This window comes from Microbacterium sp. UNCCL10, assembly GCF_000746195.1.
In the GTDB taxonomy this organism is placed as follows: Bacteria; Actinomycetota; Actinomycetes; order Actinomycetales; family Microbacteriaceae; genus Microbacterium; species Microbacterium saccharophilum.
This window is the reverse complement of record NZ_JQKT01000007.1, coordinates 1,671,450-1,691,423: the sequence shown is the minus strand read 5'-3', so window position 1 is coordinate 1,691,423 and position 19,974 is coordinate 1,671,450. Positions and strand designations below refer to the sequence as shown.

The 19,974-nt window shown below is 72.7% G+C and carries 18 protein-coding genes and 1 tRNA gene; 12 read left to right on the top strand and 7 right to left on the bottom strand.

The window, feature by feature from the left end; translation table 11 throughout:
* Positions 1-12: 12 nt before the first annotated feature.
* The 4 genes from BR85_RS08330 to BR85_RS08315 form a co-directional block, all read right to left on the bottom strand.
* Entirely contained in the window at positions 13-468 is a 456-nt protein-coding gene (locus BR85_RS08330) for a hypothetical protein (RefSeq protein ID WP_028496128.1), read from the bottom strand.
* Positions 465-1,292 carry an arginase family protein gene (locus BR85_RS08325; RefSeq protein ID WP_028496127.1) on the bottom strand — a complete coding sequence of 276 codons (828 nt, stop codon included), beginning with the start codon at positions 1,290-1,292 and terminating at the stop codon, positions 465-467. The genes BR85_RS08330 and BR85_RS08325 overlap by 4 nt, the downstream gene beginning before the upstream one ends.
* A gap of 76 nt (positions 1,293-1,368) precedes the next feature.
* Positions 1,369-2,106 (bottom strand): PspA/IM30 family protein, encoded by a 738-nt coding sequence (locus tag BR85_RS08320; protein ID WP_028496126.1) that lies wholly within the window; start codon positions 2,104-2,106, stop codon positions 1,369-1,371.
* An 82-nt stretch (positions 2,107-2,188) separates the two neighbouring features.
* The gene (locus BR85_RS08315; protein ID WP_028496125.1) at positions 2,189-4,216 is read right to left on the bottom strand and encodes a TPM domain-containing protein; all 2,028 of its coding nucleotides are present in this window, start codon (positions 4,214-4,216) and stop codon (positions 2,189-2,191) included.
* 162 nt (positions 4,217-4,378) lie between these two features.
* Here BR85_RS08315 and BR85_RS08310 point away from each other — a divergent pair, with 162 nt between their 5' ends.
* Genes BR85_RS08310 through BR85_RS08300 form a run of 3 tightly spaced genes read left to right on the top strand, consistent with a single transcriptional unit; the run spans position 4,379 to position 6,869 of the window.
* Positions 4,379-5,212 (top strand): DUF3097 family protein, encoded by an 834-nt coding sequence (locus BR85_RS08310; protein WP_028496124.1) that lies wholly within the window; start codon positions 4,379-4,381, stop codon positions 5,210-5,212.
* A 35-nt stretch (positions 5,213-5,247) separates the two neighbouring features.
* Positions 5,248-6,012, top strand: coding sequence for a tRNA (guanosine(46)-N7)-methyltransferase TrmB (gene trmB / locus BR85_RS08305; protein ID WP_028496123.1), 765 nt, complete (start codon positions 5,248-5,250; stop codon positions 6,010-6,012).
* A 5-nt stretch (positions 6,013-6,017) separates the two neighbouring features.
* A complete protein-coding gene (locus BR85_RS08300; protein WP_036272589.1) occupies positions 6,018-6,869 on the top strand; it encodes a CPBP family intramembrane glutamic endopeptidase in 852 nt (283 codons plus the stop codon).
* A gap of 7 nt (positions 6,870-6,876) precedes the next feature.
* Here the strand turns inward: BR85_RS08300 and BR85_RS08295 are convergent, their stop codons facing one another.
* A complete protein-coding gene (locus BR85_RS08295; RefSeq protein ID WP_028496121.1) occupies positions 6,877-7,071 on the bottom strand; it encodes a hypothetical protein in 195 nt (64 codons plus the stop codon).
* 566 nt (positions 7,072-7,637) lie between these two features.
* On the opposite strand from BR85_RS08295, the gene BR85_RS14900 reads away from it, so the two are divergent.
* Entirely contained in the window at positions 7,638-8,414 is a 777-nt protein-coding gene (locus BR85_RS14900) for a thermonuclease family protein (RefSeq protein ID WP_155947965.1), read from the top strand.
* A 71-nt stretch (positions 8,415-8,485) separates the two neighbouring features.
* Here the strand turns inward: BR85_RS14900 and BR85_RS08285 are convergent.
* Together BR85_RS08285 and BR85_RS08280 are read right to left on the bottom strand one after the other, a co-directional pair.
* Positions 8,486-8,561, bottom strand: a tRNA-Arg gene (locus BR85_RS08285).
* Between the two features lie 16 nt (positions 8,562-8,577).
* Positions 8,578-9,336: an SGNH/GDSL hydrolase family protein gene (locus BR85_RS08280; protein ID WP_036272328.1), complete on the bottom strand. Its 759-nt coding sequence runs from the start codon at positions 9,334-9,336 to the stop codon at positions 8,578-8,580.
* Between the two features lie 113 nt (positions 9,337-9,449).
* On the opposite strand from BR85_RS08280, the gene BR85_RS08275 reads away from it, so the two are divergent.
* The 8 genes from BR85_RS08275 (at position 9,450) to rho (ending at position 19,964) form a co-directional block, all read left to right on the top strand.
* Complete coding sequence (locus tag BR85_RS08275; protein ID WP_028496119.1) at positions 9,450-10,295, top strand: transglutaminase-like domain-containing protein; 846 nt, start codon at positions 9,450-9,452, stop codon at positions 10,293-10,295.
* Between the two features lie 61 nt (positions 10,296-10,356).
* On the top strand, positions 10,357-12,021 hold the full coding sequence (gene argS / locus BR85_RS08270; RefSeq protein WP_028496118.1) for an arginine--tRNA ligase: 1,665 nt from the start codon (positions 10,357-10,359) through the stop codon (positions 12,019-12,021).
* Between the two features lies 1 nt (position 12,022).
* On the top strand, positions 12,023-12,841 hold the full coding sequence (locus BR85_RS08265) for an LmeA family phospholipid-binding protein (RefSeq protein WP_028496117.1): 819 nt from the start codon (positions 12,023-12,025) through the stop codon (positions 12,839-12,841).
* A gap of 116 nt (positions 12,842-12,957) precedes the next feature.
* Positions 12,958-14,370 carry a diaminopimelate decarboxylase gene (gene lysA, locus BR85_RS08260; RefSeq protein WP_028496116.1) on the top strand — a complete coding sequence of 471 codons (1,413 nt, stop codon included), beginning with the start codon at positions 12,958-12,960 and terminating at the stop codon, positions 14,368-14,370.
* Positions 14,367-15,680, top strand: a complete 1,314-nt coding sequence (locus BR85_RS08255) for a homoserine dehydrogenase (RefSeq protein ID WP_028496115.1) — start codon at positions 14,367-14,369, stop codon at positions 15,678-15,680. Before lysA ends, BR85_RS08255 begins: the two co-directional genes overlap by 4 nt.
* A 1-nt stretch (position 15,681) precedes the next feature.
* Positions 15,682-16,770: a threonine synthase gene (thrC, locus tag BR85_RS08250; RefSeq protein ID WP_028496114.1), complete on the top strand. Its 1,089-nt coding sequence runs from the start codon at positions 15,682-15,684 to the stop codon at positions 16,768-16,770.
* Entirely contained in the window at positions 16,767-17,723 is a 957-nt protein-coding gene (thrB, locus tag BR85_RS08245) for a homoserine kinase (protein WP_028496113.1), read from the top strand. The genes thrC and thrB overlap by 4 nt, the downstream gene beginning before the upstream one ends.
* Positions 17,724-17,876: 153 nt before the next feature.
* A complete protein-coding gene (gene rho, locus BR85_RS08240; RefSeq protein WP_028496112.1) occupies positions 17,877-19,964 on the top strand; it encodes a transcription termination factor Rho in 2,088 nt (695 codons plus the stop codon).
* Positions 19,965-19,974 lie beyond the last annotated feature (10 nt).

Sequence of the window (19,974 nt, the reverse complement as noted above, 5' to 3'; positions counted from 1 at the left end):
GACTCGGCGTCCTCAGCGTCCCGTGGTGCGCGGCACGTAGTTGCCGTCTTCGAGTCCGGCGAGGATCTCGAACCGGTTCTTCAGCGGGTTGCGCCCGGCGACGAGGTACAGCACCGGCATGAGGAACCCGTAGCGCCGCCACTGCGCGGCGTGCACGGCCTCGTGCCGGAGGATGCGTTCGGTGAGGACGCCCTCGCCCGTCAGGTAGCAGCGTCCGACGCACACGCCGCCCCGGCCGTAGGTCCAGGACGGCATGCCGCGGAACACGAGAAGGCCCCCGCGGCGGAGCACCGGCCCCGTGGACCACAGCGATCCCCACAGCCACCCGACGGCGGTGCCCCACCAGTAGCCGAGCCGACTGATCGGGGAGTCGAGCAGGAACGAGGGGATGGCGCGGTCGAGGCGTTCGCCGCGGGCGACCGCCCGCTCGGCGGCGGCCTTCCAGCCGGCCGGCGGTGTCGCGATCATGCGAGGGCGCCCACGATGCGCAGGATGCTGCCGAGGTCGTCGACGGCGGCAGCCGGCGTCGCGGGCGCGAAACCGCACACCGACGCGCCCGCCAGCGGCAGGCGCGCGCGCAGGGCGGCGACCGACGCCGTGACATCGGCGACGGCGAGCCCGAACGGGACGGCCGAGGTGAGGCCGGTCATGACGGCCGGGTCGAGCACGTCGAGGTCGACGTGGATGTAGACGGCATCCGCGCCGGTTGCGGCGACGGCGTCGGCGAGGGCCTCCGGGTCGGCGAGGTCGGCGACGCCGAGCACGCGGAGCCCGGTGGCGGCGACGAGTGCGACTTCGGCGTCCTCGAATTCGCGGGCGCCGGCCAGGATGACGCGGTCGGCGGTGACGGCGCCCCCGGCGGAGAGCTCACCGTCGCCGAACACGGCGCGCAGGGCCATGCCGGCGAACGCGCCGGAGGGGGAGGTGTCGGGGGAGTGCAGGTCGCCGTGCGCGTCGAACCAGACGACGGCCATCCCCGGATGCCGAGTGGCCGCGTGGGCGACCGCCGGCACCGCGACGCCGCAGTCGCCGCCGATCACGACCGTCGGCTGGTCGCCATCGGACTCGGCGCGGTCGGCGAGCTCGGCGGCCACGAGGTCGCGGATGCGCGTGAGCGAGCTCAGGCGCCGGACCGGGCTGCCGAGCGATTCGCCGGCCTCCAGCGGGACGTCGATGCGCGTGGAGGAGGCGCGGGGCAGGTCGCCTGCGATCGCCTCCGCGCCGTCGATGAGCAGCATCGCGCGCGCGGCCGGCGAGCCCTGCCATTGCGGAACCACGACGAACCGGGTCATGCGCAGCCTCTCGAGGCGGGTGGGCACGGCGCCGACCGGAGTCGGCGCCGTGCCACGGTGGGACGGCTCGCGCCGATTACTGCTCGATCGCCGGGGCGGGGGTGCCCCCGGTCTTCAGCGCCGCGAGGCGGGCTTCGACCTCGGTGAGCTCCCCGACGTCCTCGAGCTGGTTGAACTGCGCGTCCAGCGACGAGGCGGCGAGCTCCTGCTTGCCGGCGGCGAGGGCCTCCTGGCGTCGGACCTTGTCCTCGAAGCGGCCGAGCTCGCTGGTCGGGTCGAGCACGTCGATCGACTTGACGGCGTCGTGGACCTTGTTCTGGGCCTCCGCGGTCTTCGCGCGGGCGAGCAGCTCGGAGCGCTTCGAGCGCAGCTGCTCGAGCTTGCCCTTCATGCCGTTGAGGCCGTCCTTGAGCTTCTCGACGACCTCGGTCTGCGCGGCGATGGAGGGCGCGATCGCGCGCACCTCGTTCTCCTCGCCGATCTGACGCTGCAGCGCGATCTTCGCGAGGTTGTCGAACTTGTCGGCGTCGGCCGTGTTGCCGGCCGAGCGGAGCTCGTCGGCCTTCTTGCTCGCGGCGAGGGCCTTGTTGCCCCACTCCACCGCGGCCTTCCGGTCCTCCTCGTGGTCGCGCTCGAGGAGGCGCAGGTTGCCGATCGTCTCGGCGATCGCGGCCTCGGCGTCGGCGATGTTGTTCGTGTAGTCGCGCACGAGCTGATCGAGCATCTTTTCCGGGTCCTCGGCCGAGTCGAGGAGGGCGTTGATGTTCGCCTTCATCAGGGTCGAGATGCGTCCGAAGATGGACTGCTTTGCCATCGGTTTTCCTTTCCTAGCGGGAAGTTTCTTCAGTTGTCGTCGGAAGTCCATGTCACCTTCTGGGATGTGTGCGGCGCGGCGCTCAGAAGCGGCCCCCTCCGCGTCGGCCCCGCGTGCCCCCGCCGCCGAAGCTGCCCGGGCCGATGCCGCCGCCGAAGCCGCCGCCGCCGAAGCCGCCGCCGCCGCGGCCGCCTCCCCCGCCGAAGATACCGCCGCCGCCACCGCCGAGGAGGGAGTTGATCACGATGCCGCCGAGGACGGCGCCCATCATGTTCCCGCCGCCACCGGAGTTGCCGCCGCCGAGGAGTCCGCCACCGCCGGAGAAGGCGCCGACGTCGTTCTGCGCGTACTGGATGGCCTGCCCGGCGAGGTCGTTGGCGCGCTGCGCGTACTGCAGGGCCTGTGCGGGGTCGCTCGCGGCGAGCTGCTGCGCCTGCATGAGCGAGGCGCCGGCCTCCGCGAGCCGGGTGCGGGCTTCCGCGCCGATCGCGCCGCGGCGCGAGGTGATGAAGTCCTCCGCGGCGGACACCTGCGCCTGGGCCTGCATGAGCTGCTGGCCGAGCAGCTGGCTCGCGCGCTGCGCCTGCGCCTGCGCGTCGCGAACGCCGGCGAGGAGGGTGTCGATCTCGGTGTTCGCGGCCTCGAGCGCCGCGAGCGCCCCGAGCGGACGCTTCTGCGCACCGGTGAGGCTGCGGCGCGCAGCATCCACCTGCTGCCGCGTGGACGCGATGACGGGGGCGAGGCGCCCGTCCCGGTCCGGCATCGCACCGGCGGCCGCGAGGTCCTTCTCGAGGTCCGCGATCAGTGCCGCGGCGTTCTGCTCGCCGGCCGTGAGATCGGCCTGCAGCTTCGTGACGGCATCCTCGAGCATGCGCGCCTGGCCGAGCGCCTCCTCGGCGGCGCGGATGCTGACGGCGGCCGCGGAGCCGTCACCGGAGCCGATGGCCTGCTCCGCGGCGGTCAGTCGCTCGTCGGCGAACGCGATGCGCTGCTGCGCCTGCGCCGGGTTGTCGGCGACGGTCGCGATCGCGTCGGCGGCGTAGGTCGTCTGCAGCGCGGCGAGGCGCTCGGTCGCCTCGGCGATGCCCGCAGCGACGGTCGCCCTCAGCTCCTGCGCGCGGGTGAGGGCCTCCGGCGCGTTCTGCTCGAGCTTGCGCAGCTCGTCGAACGCCGCGGCCTTCTCGTCCAGCTCGGCGTTCGCCGTCTCGCACAGTTCCAGGATCTGCGTGTTCCACGCCCGGACGTCCTGCTCGGTGTCGGGTACCTCGTCGTCGAGCTGCTGCTGCAGGGAGAACGCCTGCTCGAGCATCGCCTTCGCGCGCGTGAGGGTCTCCTCGAACTCGGCCGCCGCGGCGTCGCCGAACTGGGCACGGGCGAACCCGAGCTCCTGCTCGCTGGTCTTGACGGCGTCGTCGGTCTGCACGAGCGCGGATGCCGCGCGGCGGGCGAGTTCTTCGGTGGGAACGGCGGCCACGGCCTGCGGGCCCGCGGCGCCGCCGGCGACGGCCGTGCCCTTCCGGCGTGCGCGCACGATGAGCCAGATGACGACGATGACCGCCGCGGCGATCAGCAGGAAGACGAGGATGCCGCCGAACCCGCCGCCGCCCGTCGCGGCCCCGGGAGCGCCGTCGCCGCCGCCCACGGCGTTCTCGAGGCCGTCGGCGGCCGCGATGCCCGCGCCCGCCCAGTCTCCCGAGCCCAGGGCGGGCAGGATGCGCTGCTGCTCGATGGTGCCGAGAGCCGCGAAGTCGACGGGACCCGCCGAGTCGCCGGAGAGGTAGAACGTGCGCCCCTCGGTCGCGATCGCGAGGAGGTACTGGTTCGGGCCGAGGCCGTTGTCCTCCGCCGTCTGTGTCGCCCAGGCCTCGGGGTCGGCCGGGTCCGTGAACACGTCGACGTAGACCACCCAGAGGTCCACGCCCGATGCCGCGGACAGCTGCTCGGAGCGCTGCTGCACCTCGCCCTCCTCGGCCGCCGACAGCACGCCGGCGTCGTCGAGGACACGCGTCGCCCCCAGGGAGACGGGGCCGGTCGCGAGCGCGGCGCCGGCAGCGCCGCCCACCACGATCGCCAGTGCGGCAGTGAGCGCCAGAGCCCATCGCGATCGCATCGGTGGATCCTCCTCCGGGGGCACGGAGGCCGCCCCCTCCGCGAGTCTATTCCCCGGTTCGCATGAGGCGATAGCTCGGCGCAGACCGTTCCCGCGCATCCCGCGCGTGGCTCGGCGCGGGCCACGCGGCGCCGGGTTAGGCTCACGCGTTCGGAGGCTCACATGGAAGATCGATACGCGGGCGACGTGCTCGCCCCCGGCTGGCGCACGGCGGGACGTCCCGTGGTCCCGGTCGTCGAGGCCGTCCGCGATCTCGTCGTGGAGGTCGCCGCCGACGGGTTCTGCGGCGCGGTGGCCGGGTGGCAGAGCGGCCTCGTGGAGCTCGAGGACCGGCACGGCCGCGTCCGCCTCTTCCCGCTCGGCGGCGGCTTCCTCCTGGAGGGCAGGCCCGTGCAGCTGACCGCGCCGCAGGCCCCGGCATCCCGAGCGCCGGCACGCACGGCATCCGGCTCCTTCGCGGCCCCGGAGGCGCGCGCCCGCGTCGCCCGCGCGTCGCGGATCCTCGTCGAGGGCAAGCACGACGCGGAGCTGGTGGAGAAGGTGTGGGGAGACGACCTGCGCGTCGAGGGGGTCGTCGTGGAGTACCTGCAGGGCGTCGACCTGCTGGACGTCGTCCTCCGCGACGACCCGCCGTCCGCGGAGCGCCGGTACGGCGTGCTCGTGGACCACCTCGTCCCGGGGTCGAAGGAGACACGCCTCGCGCAGGCCGTCGAGCGCGGTCCGCACGGCCGCTTCGTCCGGATCGTGGGGCACCCGCACGTCGACGTGTGGCAGTGCGTCACCCCGAAGGCCCTCGGCATCGCCGGGTGGCCGGACGTGCCGCGCGGCATCGAGTGGAAGGTGGGCGTCAGCCGGGCCCTCGGCTGGCCGGCGGAGACCCCCGCCGACCTGGCCCGGAACTGGCAGCGGATCCTCGGCGCCGTGCACTCCTACCGGGACCTCGACCCCGCCCTGCTCGGCCGCGTCGAGGAGCTCATCGACTTCGTCACGGCGTGAGGCGCCCGGCGCGGGTGACTCGGTAGCCTGGGGGGATGCCGCATCCCGACGCCGACGACGTCTCCGACGACGACGCCCCCGACGCTCCGCGGTTCCGCGACAAGCCCGTCTCCTTCGTCCGCCGCAGCGGCAGGATGAGCGACGGGCAGGAGCGCGCCTGGGCCGCCCTGTCCCCGCACTACCTGCTGGACGTGGAGCGGGCTGCCGCGGTCACCAGCATCCGCCCGGGGGACCCCGTCGACCTGACCGCCGTGTACGGGCGGTCGGCTCCGCTGGTGGTGGAGATCGGGTCGGGGCAGGGACACGCGATCGTGCACGCCGCCGGCGCGACGCCGGAGACCGACTTCCTCGCCGTCGAGGTGTTCCGCGCGGGTCTCGCCCGCACGATGCTGGACGCCGACCGTGCCGGGATCGACAACCTCCGGCTCGTCGAAGCCAACGCCCCCGAGGTTCTCGAGCACCTGCTGCCGGCGGCATCCGTCGACGAGATCTGGATCTTCTTCCCCGACCCGTGGCACAAGAACAAGCACACCAAGCGCCGCCTCGTCGCTCCCGGCTTCCCGGCCGTCGCGGCCCGCGCGCTCAAGCCGGGCGGTCGCCTGCGGCTCGCGACGGACTGGGAGGACTACGCGCTCCAGATGCGCGAGGTGATGACCGCCGCGACGGAGTTCGCGCCGGGCTTCGAGGGGGCGTGGGCGCCGCGTTTCGAGGGCCGCATCATGACCGCGTTCGAGCGCAAGGGTCTGGCGAAGGGGCGCGACATCCGCGACCTCGTGTACGTGCGTCGCGACGGCGCGTGACCGGGATGCCGGCCGATTCCGATCCCGGCATACGCCCGGTCGTCTCGCTGCGGACGATCCCCGCGGCGCTCGTCTGCCTCGCCGCCCCGGCGCTGTTCGTGCTGCAGGTGTCGTGGCTCGGCTGGATCCTGCTGGCCGCGGGGATGCTGACCGCCGCGCTCATGGAGCGCGGCGCCGTCGTGGGGCGGGCACCGTCGCTGACCCGTGACCTCTCGCTCATCGCCGTCGGGCTGCTGATCGTCAGCGCCATCGATCTGGCCGCGGAACTCGACGACCTCGCCATGGTGCGGTTCACGCTGGCGCTCGGCGGCGCCGTCGTCGTGCCGTACGTCATCTCCCGGTGGGTGTACCGCGACCGCGCGATCCGGTTCCCGTGGCGCGGCGGGCACGCGTGGAAGCCGTGGCAGTGGATGTGGCTCGGCGCCGTCCTCATCCTCGGCTGGCTGCTGCTGCCGTTCTACTTCCTCACGAGCGGCGTGTACCTGAACTGGCCCGTGGTCGACACGCCCGATCTCATCGCGCGACTGTTCGTCGGGGTGGGCGCCGTCGGCATCTGGGACGAGCTGTTCTTCATCTGCACGTGCTTCGCGCTGCTGCGCCGGCACTTCTCCGACGGGGCCGCGAACGTGCTGCAGGCGGTGGTGTTCGTCTCGTTCCTGTGGGAGCTCGGCTACCGCGCGTGGGGGCCGGTCCTCACGATCCCGTTCGCGCTGCTGCAGGCCGTCATCTTCCTGCGCACCAAGTCGCTCGGCTACGTCGTGACGGTGCACCTGCTCTTCGACGCCGTCGTGTTCGCGGTGCTCGTCCACGCGCACAACCCCGGGCTCCTGGACTGGCTGTTCTTCATCTCGCCGTAGCGCGGGGTCAGAAGAGGGCGAGCAGGGCGGGTCCGAAAACGACCGCGGCCGCGACCGGCACCACCAGGAGGCCGAGCGCCGCGATCCCGAACGCCAGCATGCTGCCGAGCACCGACAGGACCGCGGCGGTGCCCGCCGAGACGCGCTCGGCGGGGGAGGGGCGGCGGGCGAAGGACGGGACGGAGAGGGTCGCGGTGGCCATGATCCGACGCTACGAACCGGGCCGCGCCGTCCGCGTCGGCCGCCGGACCGATCCCCGTCATCCTCGAGGATGACGTGCGGCGCGCGTCCCCGGCATCCTCACCTTCAACATGAACTCGAAATGACTTCGCGGTGACATCTTGACGGCTCGGCGCGGCTGAGTATCTTGGTACTCGCGAAGGAAAACGGAGACACAGGAACTCGGAAGAGAACCGGGAACAGAGACCGAGAACGCAACTGATGATCGCCCCGGGGCTTCGGCTCCGGGGCGATCTTCGTGTGTCCGGGATCTTTCCCAGGCGTCGGCGCCATCTGGGGTGGCGGGCCCAGCGGCGGATCCAACGGCGGATCCAACGGCGGAGATCCTGAGCGTCGTGACCCGGATGTCGCGCGCCCGCGGCGCGGCGCGCATGAGATCCGCCGTTGCGCATCCGGTGCCCGCTCTGCGGCCGCGCCGCGCCGGCGGCGCGGGCGGTCGTCGTCGGGCTGTTAGCTTCGACGTGATCTGGGGATCGCCGGCCGGCGCTGCGCCGCGCCGTGCTCCGGGAGCGACGGAACGGGGAGCGCGTGCGAGTCGGACGGACACTGGGGTCGATCGGTGCCGCCGTGATCATCGCGGCGGTGCTCTCGGCGTGCGTGACACAGCCGGCGCGGACGGATGCCGCGGCATCCACCCCCGTCCCGCTGGCCACCCCCGCCGCGTCGGTCCCCGCGGAGCCCGCGGCGGAGCCGGTCACCTTCGTGTCGGTCGTCGACGGCGACACGATCGAGACCAGTGCGGGGACCGTCCGCATCATCGGGATCGACACGCCCGAACGAGGGGAGTGCGGGCACGACGAGTCGTCCGCGACGATCGCAGGCGTGCTCGCCGGCGGCGATCCCGTGACGCTGGAGCTCCCGGCGGGGCAGGACGATCAGGACCGGTACGGCCGCCTCCTCCGGCACGTCAGCACGGCGAGCGGCATCGATCTCGGGATGCTGCAGATCCAGGCCGGCACGGCGGTCGCGCGCTACGACTCCCTCGATGGGTACCCGGCTCACCCGTGGGAGGCGGAGTACCGCTCGGCGCAGCGGGCCACGCTGGGGGCGGACGGCTCGGTCGTCACCGTCGCCTGTCAGCCCGCCGCCGCAGCGCCGCCAGCCCCCGTGGCGCCTGTGGTGCCCACGACCGAGCGGTGGTGGGAGCAGTACACCTCGTGCACGAAGCTCAAGAAGAACGGCGCCGGTCACCCGACCGGCCCGTTCCAGCAGAACGACCCGGCGGACGCCGAGCTCTACGAGTGGTTCGCGAACGGCACCGGCAACCACGGCGACGGCGACGGCGACGGCCTCGCCTGCGAGTGAGCGCCGTGCCGCGCACGGGAAAAGGAGAAGGGACCGCAGGGTCTTCATGACCCGCGATCCCTTGCCCTGACTGGTGCCCCCGACAGGAGTCGAACCTGCGACCTACGGTACCGGAAACCGGCGCTCTATCCACTGAGCTACGGAGGCGTACCGATCGAGACTATCACCGCGAGATGGTCGCGACCGCCTCCGCCAGGCGCTCGGCGAGGTAGGCGTGTCCCGCGGTCGACGGATGGTTCCGGCCGACGCCGGTGTCGATGACGTCGAGGTAGTTCGCCTGGGTGATCCACCCCTCCTGGAGGGGGGAGAGGTACCACCAGCCGCGCTGGGCGGCCAGGCGGGCGAGATCGCGGTCGATCCGCGCTGTCGCCTTCTGCACCGGAAGCACCTGCGGGGCGGGTCCGAGCACGACGACGCGCGCGGACGGGTACGTGGCGGACAGCCGGTCCCACGCGGCGTTGACGGCGGCGTCGTAGCCGGTCGCGGGGAGGCGGCGGTCGTTGATCGACCCCTGGATGATGACGAGGTCGGGGTCGAGCGTGGGGTCGAGCGCCGAGATGCGGGTGCCGAAGTCGGGTCCGTCGATGCCGGGCTTGAGGTAGCCGCTGCCGCGCACGCCGTCCACGACCGTGGTCCACCCGGTGAGGGCGGACACGACGTAGGCGTAGCCGAGGGCCGGGTCCGTCGCGGCGGAGCCGAACGTCCAGGAGTCGCCGAAGATGAGGACGGTCGGGTTCTCGGGCAGGTCGAGAAGGTCGGGCGTGACGGCGACGGCCGTGTCGCCGGAGCCGGCCGCGACGGTGGCCGCGGGCGTCGCCCACGGGCGCCAGACGGCCACGACGGCGACGGCGGCGACGACGACGGCGAGGCCCCCGATGACCCACGGCGGGATGTGCCGGGAGGTCGGGTCGGTCGCGCGCATGCGAAGAGGGTACGTCACGTTCCGCGCCGGACAGAATCAGCGCGCGGGAGGCCCCCCGGGACGCACGGCGCGCACGTGCCGGAGCACGCCGCGGGGCATGCGAGGATATCCCGGTGCAACGCATCGTGACCGCCGAACTCGACCTGGATCTGGGGTCCTCCGTCGACCTGATCTTCCAGATCGCGGCGGCCCAGCCCGCGCCCGTCGTCCGCGAGGAGCTGACCTTCACGCAGGGCGATCGCGTGTACACGCCGACCGAGATCGTGGACCAGTCCGGGAGCCGCCTGCACCGGCTCCTCGGCGAGGCCGGACGGCTCGAAGTGCGCTACGAGGCGGTCGTCGAGGGCCTCGGCACGCAGCGGGCCACGAGCGACCTCGAAGCCATCACCTACCTGCGTCCGAGCCGCTACTGCCAGTCCGACGAGGTCTTCTCGCAGGCGCGACGTCAGTTCCGCGGGCTCCAGGGACACGAGCTGATCGCCGCGGTCAGCGACTTCGTCGCGACGAGCACGACGTACACGCCCGGCCTCAGCCAGGGCACCGACTCCGCCGTCACGACGCTCATGACCGGCCAGGGCGTCTGCCGCGACTACGCGCACGTCGTGATCGCGCTGCTGCGCGCCATGGACATGCCGGCCCGCTACGCGGCCTGCTTCGCGCCGGGCCTGCGCCCGATGGACTTCCACGCGGTCGCCGAGGCCTACCTCGACGGCAGCTGGTACGTGCTGGACGCGACGCGGCTGGCCAACCGCCGCTCCCTCGTGCGCATCGCGACGGGGCGGGATGCCGCGGACTGCGCCTTCCTGAGCTACCACGGCGGCCACGTCGGGCTGTCCCGCATGCGGGTCGACGCAGCCGTCGTGCCGGACGACGCCGCCGAGTTCGACGGTCTCGACATCGTCGCCGCGGCATCCGACCCCGCGCACGACGACGGGGCCGAGCTCATCCAGCTCGCCTGAGCCGCGGCATCCTGCGCCGGCAGGAGGAGGGCGCGGGTGCGGCCCGTAGACTTGAGAGGTTATGAATCCTGACGCCCTCTCCGAAGCCCTGCTCGCCGTCATCGCCCCGCTCGCGGAGGCGCGACGAGCCGGCGCCGGCGAAGGACTCACCGCCTCGGACCTCGTCCTCGAGCGCCCGAAGAACCGCGACCACGGCGACTGGGCGTCCAACGCCGCGCTGAAGCTCAGCAAGACGATCGGCGCGAACCCGCGGGAGTTCGCGGCGGAGGTCGCCGCGCGCCTCGGTGAGGTCGACGGCATCGCGAGCGTCGAGGTCGCCGGCCCGGGATTCATCAACATCCGCCTGGATGCCGCCGCCGCCGGCGCCCTCGCGAAGACCATCGTCGAGGCAGGCGCCGCCTTCGGCACCAACGACAGCCGCGCCGACGAGGTCATCAACCTCGAGTTCGTCAGCGCCAACCCGACGGGTCCCATCCACCTGGGCGGCACGCGCTGGGCCGCCGTCGGCGATTCGCTCGCGCGCATGCTCGCCACGCAGGGCGCGGCCGTGACGCGGGAGTACTACTTCAACGACCACGGTGCCCAGATCGACCGCTTCGCGCGCAGCCTCATCGCCGCCCACGAGGGGCGACCGACGCCGGAGGACGGCTACGGCGGGGCGTACATCCACGACATCGCCCGCCGCGTCGCCCTGGCGTACGAGGGAGACATCGACGACCTCGAGCCGGCGGCGAAGCAGGAGGCGTTCCGCGCGATCGGCGTCGGCTTCATGTTCAGCGAGATCAAGCAGTCGCTGCACGAGTTCGGCGTCGACTTCGACGTGTACTTCCACGAGAACGATCTGCACGACTCCGGCGCGGTCGACCGTGCCGTCGAGCGCCTGCGCGCCCTCGGCCACATCTACGAGGCCGACGGGGCGACGTGGCTGCGCTCGACCGACTTCGGCGACGACAAGGACCGCGTCGTCATCAAGTCCGACGGGCAGCCCGCCTACATCTCCGGCGACCTCGCCTACTACCTCGACAAGCGCGAACGCGGCTTCAACCGCTGCATCATCATGCTCGGCGCCGACCACCACGGCTACGTGCAGCGCCTCATGGCGATGTGCGCCGCGTTCGGGGACGAGCCGTACGTCAACCTGCAGATCCTGATCGGCCAGATGGTCAACCTCGTCAAGGACGGCCAGCCGATGCGCATGTCCAAGCGGGCCGGCACCGTCGTGACCCTCGAGGACCTCGTCGAGATCGTCGGGACGGATGCCGCGCGCTACGCGCTCGTCCGCAGCTCTGCCGACTCCAACCTCGACATCGACCTCGACGTGCTGCAGAAGCGCACGAACGACAACCCGGTCTTCTACGTGCAGTACGCGCACGCCCGCACCCACAACGTCGGGCGGAACGCCGCGGACTCCGGTGTCGACCGCTCCGCGTTCGCGCCGGAGCTCATCGACCACGAGACCGAGTCGGCGCTCCTCGGTGCGCTGCAGGAGTTCCCGCGCATCGTCGCGTTCGCCGCGGAGGTCCGCGAGCCGCACCGCGTCGCCCGCTACCTCGAGGAGCTCGCCGGCCTCTACCACCGCTGGTACGACAGCTGCCGCGTCACGCCGCTCGGCGACGAGGAGGTCACCGACCTGCACCGCACGCGCCTGTGGCTCAACGACGCGACCGGTCAGGTCCTCCGCAACGGCCTGGGCCTCCTCGGCGTGAGCGCTCCCGAGCGGATGTGACGTGACGACCGGCGACGCGCAGCCCACCACCCCGCTCCCCGAGGTCCGCTGGGCCACGGTCGCCGATGAGCCGCGCCGCCGCGGCCGCGGCTGGATCGCCCTGGTCATCGTGCTGGTCGTCGTGGCTCTGCTCGTCGTCGTGGGAGAGGTCGCCGCGCGTGCCCTCGCGCCGAAGGTCATCCGCGACCAGCTCGTCTCGAATCTGGGCCTTCCCGCCGATCAGGAGATCGACGTCGAGATCCCGGGGCTGCTGCTGCCGCAGCTCGTGGTCGGCAGCGTTCCCGAGATGACCCTTGCCACGGATGACGTGGAGCTCGACGGCCTCGCCGGCGACGTCCGGGTGAACCTGCAGGACGTGCCCGTCTGGGGCGGCGTCGACTGGAGCTCGGGGTCGGCGGAGATCATCCTCGACGACGCGCAGACCCGCGCTCTCCTGGCGCGGGTGGACGGCTTCCCCGTCGACGCCTTCCGCCTCGCAGCGCCGGAGGTCGCCCTCGAGACCGCGTTCGACGTGTTCGGGGCCACGGTCCCGCTCGGCGTGCGCCTCACGGCGGAGGCGCGCGAGGGCGACCTCGTCCTCGCTCCCACGACGCTCCTGCTCGGCGACGCCGAGGTGTCGGCGGATGCCGTCCGGCAGCAGCTCGGACCGCTCGTCGGCTCCTTCCTCGAGGAGTGGGAGGTCTGCCTCGCCCAGTACCTGCCGGCCGCCCTGACGCTCGCCGACGTCCAGGTCGACGAGCGCGGTGTCGTCGCGCGCTTCGACATCGACAGCGGCATCCTGCGGGACCCGGCGATGCAGGCGAACGGCACCTGCGGGTAGGCGTCCGGCGCTCGTCACACCGACGGGCCCGCCATGCCCCGTGCCCTAGACTGCAAGGACTGCCGGAGCGTGATGACACCGCCCGCAGGCCCGTTCCCGCCCGATTGGTGATCCCCGTGTCCGCGTCGCCCGCCCGCCCGCTCGTCCCGGAGTGGCTTGCCGTGCCGGCGGATGCGAACGCTCTGGCCCCCGAGGTGTGGCCCGCGGGATCCGGCCGCGACCGGGACGGCGTGCTCACCCTCTCCGGCATCCCCGCCACGACGCTGCGCGCACAGTTCGGCACCCCGCTGTACGTCCTGGACGAGGACGAGGTGCGTGCGCGTGCCCGCGAGGTCCGCGAGGCGTTCGCGGCCGCGGCCGCGCGGCACGGCGCGCAGGCACGCGTCTACTACGCCGGAAAGGCGTTCCTGAGCACCGAGGTGGTCCGCTGGGTCACGGCCGAGGGTCTCGCCGTCGACGTCGCCACCGGGGGAGAGCTGGCCGTCGCCCTCGCCGCCGGCGCCGACCCCGCGCGGATCGGGCTGCACGGCAACAACAAGTCCGTCGCCGAACTGGAGCGCGCCGTCACCGTCGGCGTGGGCTCGGTCATCGTCGACAGCGCCCTCGAGATCGAGCGGCTCGCCGCCGTCGCGGAGCGGCAGGGCGTCGTGCAGAGCGTGCTGGTGCGCGTCAACAGCGGCGTGCACGCCGAGACCCACGACTTCCTCGCCACGGCGCACGAGGACCAGAAGTTCGGTTTCGCGCTGGAGGCCGCACCCGCCGCCGTCGCCCGCATCCGCGCCCTGCCGTCGCTGCGCTTCCTCGGCCTGCACTGCCACATCGGCTCGCAGATCTTCGGCACCGCGGGCTTCGCGGAGTCGGCGGCCCGGCTCGTCGAGGTGCACGCCGAGCTTCTCGCGGGCGGCGACGTGCCGCTCCTGAACCTCGGCGGCGGGTTCGGCATCGCCTACACGACCGCCGACGACCCGACCCCGATCGCGGAGCTCGCCGCCGGGATCGTCGACGCCGTCGCCGCGCAGTGCGCGCAGCACGGCATCCCGGTGCCGACCCTCGCGTTCGAACCCGGACGGAGCATCGTCGGCCGTGCCGGCGTCACGCTGTACGAGGTCGGCACCGTCAAGCCCGTGCGCGTCTCGGACGACCTCGAGCGCGTGTACGTGAGCGTCGACGGGGGGATGAGCGACAACCCCCGCCCCGCCCTGTACGGCGCGGACTACTCCGCCCGCATCGCGTCGCGCGCGAGCGACGCGGCCCCCGCCCTCGTCCGCATCGTCGGACGGCACTGCGAATCCGGCGACATCGTCGTGGATGCCGAGTACCTGCCGGGCGATGTCGCCCCGGGGGACCTCGTCGCGGTGCCCGCCACCGGTGCCTACTGCTTCTCGCTCGCGAGCAACTACAACTACGTGCCCCGTCCGCCCGTGATCGCCCTCGCCGGCGGCCGGGCGCGCGTCATCGTGCGTGGCGAGACCATCGACGACCTGCTGGCGCGCGACGCCGGATTCCGCCTGACCGAGGGAACCGAATGACCGAATACCGCCGCCTCCGCGTGGCTCTGCTGGGTGCCGGCGCCGTCGGCTCCCAGGTCGCCGCGCTCCTCCGCAAGCACGGAGACGAGCTGGCGGACCGCGCCGGCGCCGCTCTGGACCTCGTCGGCATCGCGGTGCGCGACCTCGACGCGCCGCGCGACACCGACCTGCCGCGCGAGCTGCTGACGACCGACCCGGAGCCGCTCATCGTCGGCGCCGACATCGTCATCGAGCTGATGGGCGGCATCGAGCCGGCCCGCACCCACATCCTCGCGGCCATCAACTCCGGCGCCGACGTCGTCACGGCCAACAAGGCCCTCCTCGCCACGCACGGCCCGGAGATCTTCGAGGCCGCCGACCAGGTCGGCGCGTCGGTGTACTACGAGGCCGCGGCCGCCGGCGCCATCCCCATCATCCGGCCGCTGCGCGACTCCCTCGCCGGCGACCGGGTGCAGCGCATCATGGGGATCGTCAACGGCACCACCAACTACATCCTCGACCGCATGGACCGGGAGGGGTCGGAGTTCTCCGACGTCCTCGCCGACGCCCAGGCCCTCGGCTACGCCGAGGCCGACCCGACGGCCGACGTCGAGGGTTACGACGCGGCGCAGAAGGCCGCGATCCTCGCGAGCCTCGCCTTCCACACCGCCGTGCCGCTCGACGGCGTGCACCGCGAGGGCATCACCTCCGTCGACAAGCAGATGATGGATGCCGCGCGGCACGCCGGCTACGTCATCAAGCTCCTCGCGGTGTGCGAGCGCCTCACCGGCGCGGACGGCGAGTCGATCTCCGTCCGCGTCTACCCGGCCCTCATCCCGCGCGAGCACCCGCTCGCGAGCGTCCACGGCGCCAACAACGCCGTCTTCGTGCAGGCCGAGGCCGCCGGAGACCTCATGTTCTACGGCGCCGGCGCCGGCGGCGTGCAGACCGCGTCCGCCGTCCTGGGCGACATCGTCTCCGCCGCCCGCCGCCACATCGCCGGCGGCGTGGGTGTGGGGGAGTCCACCCGCGCGAACCTGCCCGTCGTCCCGATCGGACGGGTCACGACGCGCTACCAGATCACCCTGGAGGTCGACGACGAGCCGGGCGTGCTCGCGACCGTCGCCGGCATCCTGAGCGAGGGGCGCGTCTCCATCGCGACCGTCGAGCAGACCGTCATCCGGGAGAGCAACGGGGAGCCGGGCGTCGCCCGGATCGTCATCGGAACACACAAGGCCGTCGAGCAGGACCTGAGCGAGACCGTGGATCGGCTCGCCGCGAGCGGCGTCGTCGAGCGCGTCGTCTCCGTCCTGCGCGTGGAAGGGAACTGACATGGCACACCTCTGGCGCGGAGTGATGCGCGAATACGCCGACCGGCTCGGCGTGACCGACGCCTCCACCGTCGTGACGCTGGGTGAGGGCGGCACGCCGCTCATCCCCGCGGCGTCGCTGTCGCGGATGACCGGCGCGGACGTCTACGTGAAGTTCGAGGGCATGAACCCGACGGGCTCCTTCAAGGACCGCGGCATGACCGTGGCCCTGTCGCGGGCCGTCGAGCACGGCGCGAAGGCCGTCATCTGCGCGTCGACCGGCAACACGTCGGCCTCCGCAGCGGCCTACGCGGCGCACGCCGGCATCACGGCCGCCGTGCTCGTGCCGGAGGGCAAGATCGCGATGGGCAAGCTCAGCCAGGCCGTCGCGCACGGCGGCACGCTCATCCAGATCCGCGGCAATTTCGACGACTGCCTCGAGATCGCACGCGAGCTCGCCGACAACTACCCCGTGCACCTGGTCAACTCGGTAAACCCCGACCGCATCGAGGGTCAGAAGACCGCCGCGTACGAGGTCGTCGAGCAGCTCGGCGACGCCCCGGACTTCCACTTCATCCCGGTCGGCAACGCCGGCAACTACACCGCCTACTCGCGCGGCTACCGCGAGGAGGTCGCCCGCGGCGTCTCCACGCGCGTCCCGCGGATGTTCGGCCTGCAGGCCGAGGGCTCCGCGCCGCTCGTGCGCGGCGAGGTCGTGAAGAACCCCGAGACGGTCGCCTCCGCGATCCGCATCGGCAACCCGGCTTCGTGGGAGCTCGCCCTCGAGGCGCGCGACGCGACGCAGGGCTGGTTCGGCGCCATCGACGACGAGCGCATCCTCGCGGCGCAGAAGCTCCTGAGCTCCACGGTCGGCATCTTCGTGGAGCCCGCGTCGGCCATCAGCGTCGCCGGGCTGCTCGACCGGGCAGAAGCCGGCATCATCCCGGCCGGTGCCAAGGTCGTCCTCACGGTCACGGGCCACGGCCTGAAGGACCCCCAGTGGGCGCTCCGCAACGCCGACGGCTCGTCCGTCGAGCCTGTCGTCGTGGACGCCACCACGAGCGAGGTCGCGTCGGTCTTGGACCTCGCGCCCGTCCAGGCGGCGGGATGAGCGCTTCGCGGCCGGTGGATGCCGGGCGCGCCGTCGCCGTCCGGGTCCCGGCCACGAGCGCCAACCTCGGCCCCGGGTTCGACACGCTCGGGCTCGCCCTGAGCGTCTACGACGAGCTCACGGTCACGACCCTCGACGGTCCGGGTGTCGAGATCACCGTGGCCGGCGAGGGGGCGGAGGACGTCCCCACGGACGCCTCGCACCTCGTCGTGCGGTCGATGGCGTACGCGTTCGCCGCGTGCGGCCGGGAGATGCCCGGCATCCACCTGTCCGCGCGCAACACGATCCCGCACGGCCGGGGGATGGGCTCCTCCGGTGCCGCCGTCGTCGCCGGTCTGCTCGCGGCGAAGGGTCTGCTCGCGGGCGACGTCGATCTCGACGACGCGACGCTGCTGCGCCTCGCGACGGAGCTCGAGGGGCACCCCGACAACGTCGCGCCGGCGCTGTTCGGCGGCCTCACGATCGCCTGGCTGGATGCCGACGGCCCGCAGCACAAGAAGCTGCTCGTGCACCGCGGTGTCTCACCGGTCGTGTTCGTCCCGGACTTCACGATGTCGACCTCGGTCGCCCGTGGCCTGGCGCCGCTGCAGGTGACCCGCGAGGACGCCGTCTTCAACGTCTCGCGCTCGGCGCTGCTGATCGCGGCGCTCACGCAGAGCCCCGAGCTGCTGCTCGCGGCCACCGAGGACAAGCTGCACCAGTCCTATCGGGCGCAGGCCATGCCGGCCACCGACGCCCTCGTCCGGACCCTGCGTGCGGAGGGCTTCGCGGCCGTCGTCTCCGGCGCCGGACCCAGCGTCCTCGTGCTCGCCGACGGCCCCGGCCAGCGCCTTGCGGCGGCTGAGATCGCGGCCTCCATGTCGGACACTCCGTGGGAGGCGCTCATGCTGGCCGTCGACGTCAAGGGTGGTACAGTGAGGGACCATACGGAGGGTTCCACGGGTCACCCGTGAATCTGACCTCCGTCGCAATCTGCGAACCACCGCGCAACCCCGATCGGCGCCCGCTGTCCTCTGCGGCTACGGACGTTCATGTGGGTCGGGTCGGCTCCTGTCTCTGACCGGATGCCGAGCGGTTCGGACCTTTCCCCTTACGAAGGAGTACTCGTGGAGTCCCTCTCCGAGATCCAGAACACTGATGCCCCTGTGCTGAACGACGACGAGCAGCCCGGCCTCGACGCCGCGGCCGACACCGCCGCGCCTGCCGCTGAGGCCGCCCAGGCCCCCGCCGATGAGGCCGCCGCGGCCCCCGCCGAGGACGCCGCCGCGGAGGAGGCGCCGACCGAGGCGCCCGCCGCCGACGAGGCGCCCGCCGCCGACGCCCCGGCAGTCGAGCAGGCACCCGCCGACGAGACGCCGGCCGAGCCGGCATCCGCCGACGAGACGCCGGCCGAGGCGGCACCCGCCGCAGACGAAGCACCCGTCAAGAAGGCGCCGCGCAAGCGCGCGCCGCGCCGCGCGAAGAGCAGCGACATCGTCGCCGAGACGCCCGCCGCCGACGCGCCGGCCGACGACGCGCCGGCTGCGGAGGCCCCCGCAGCGGAGGCCCCGGTCGAGACCGCCGCCGCCGAGCAGAGCACCGCCGCAGACACCGAGCCCGCCGTGCAGGCCGCCGACGCGACCGACGCCGCGCAGGCTGAGCCGGCCACCGACGCCGCGCAGGCTGACCCGGCCACCGCCGCCGCGCAGGGCGACACCGCGCAGGGTGAAAGCACCGACGGTGAGAACACCGATGGCGCGCAGGGCGACAACGACGCCCAGGGCGACGGCGAGACGCCCAGCCGCGGCCGCAGCCGTTCGCGCAGCCGCAACCGCAACCGCAACGCCAAGGCCGAGAACGGCCAGGCCGCCCAGAACGGCCCGGGCAGCCAGCCCGCCGCTCAGCCGGAGGAGAAGGCGGCCCCCGCTGACAACGACGACGAGCAGGGCCAGGGCCGTGGCCGCCAGCGCAACAAGCGCCGCACGCAGACCCCGGGCGACGAGTTCGAGACCGAGATCGGCGAGGACGACGTCCTCATCCCGATCGCCGGCATCCTGGACGTCCTCGACAACTACGCGTTCGTCCGCACCACGGGCTACCTGCCCGGCCCGAGCGATGTCTACGTCTCCCTCGGTCAGGTCAAGAAGTACAACCTCCGCAAGGGCGACGCCGTCGTCGGGGCCATCAAGCAGCCGCGCGAGGGCGAGCAGTCGAGCCGCCAGAAGTACAACGCGCTCGTCAAGGTCGACGCCGTCAACGGCCTGTCCGTCGAGGACGCCGCCGGTCGCGTCGAGTTCGGCAACCTGACCCCGCTGTACCCGCAGGACCGCCTCCGCCTGGAGACCGCCCCGGAGAAGCTGACGCAGCGCATCATCGACCTCGTCGCCCCCATCGGCAAGGGCCAGCGCGGCCTCATCGTCGCGCCGCCGAAGGCCGGCAAGACGATCGTCCTGCAGCAGATCGCGAACGCGATCGCGACGAACAACCCCGAGGTCCACCTCATGGTCGTGCTCGTCGACGAGCGGCCCGAAGAGGTCACCGACATGCAGCGCACCGTGAAGGGCGAGGTCATCGCCTCGACCTTCGACCGTCCCGCCGAGGACCACACGACCGTCGCGGAGCTCGCCATCGAGCGAGCCAAGCGCCTCGTGGAGCTCGGCCGCGACGTCGTCGTGCTGCTCGACTCGATCACGCGTCTCGGCCGTGCCTACAACGTCTCGGCGCCGACGAGCGGCCGCGTGCTGTCCGGCGGCGTGGACGCGTCCGCGCTGTACCCGCCCAAGCGGTTCTTCGGCGCGGCACGCAACATCGAGAACGGCGGATCGCTCACGATCCTCGCCACGGCGCTCGTCGAGACCGGCTCCAAGATGGACGACGTCATCTTCGAGGAGTTCAAGGGCACCGGCAACAGCGAGCTGCGCCTCTCGCGCCAGCTCGCCGACAAGCGCATCTTCCCCGCCGTCGACGTCAACGCGTCGAGCACCCGCCGGGAGGAGATGCTGCTCTCGGCCGACGAGGTCAAGATCACCTGGAAGCTCCGCCGCGCCCTCGCCGGACTCGACCCGCAGCAGGCGCTCGAGGTCGTGCTCGGCAAGCTCAAGGAGACGCAGTCCAACGTCGAGTTCCTCGTGCAGATGCAGAAGTCGATTCCGACGCCCGCTCGTGACGGCCACGGCGGCGGTTCGAGCCACGGGCACGAGAACAGCATCCGCTGATCGGCGGCGT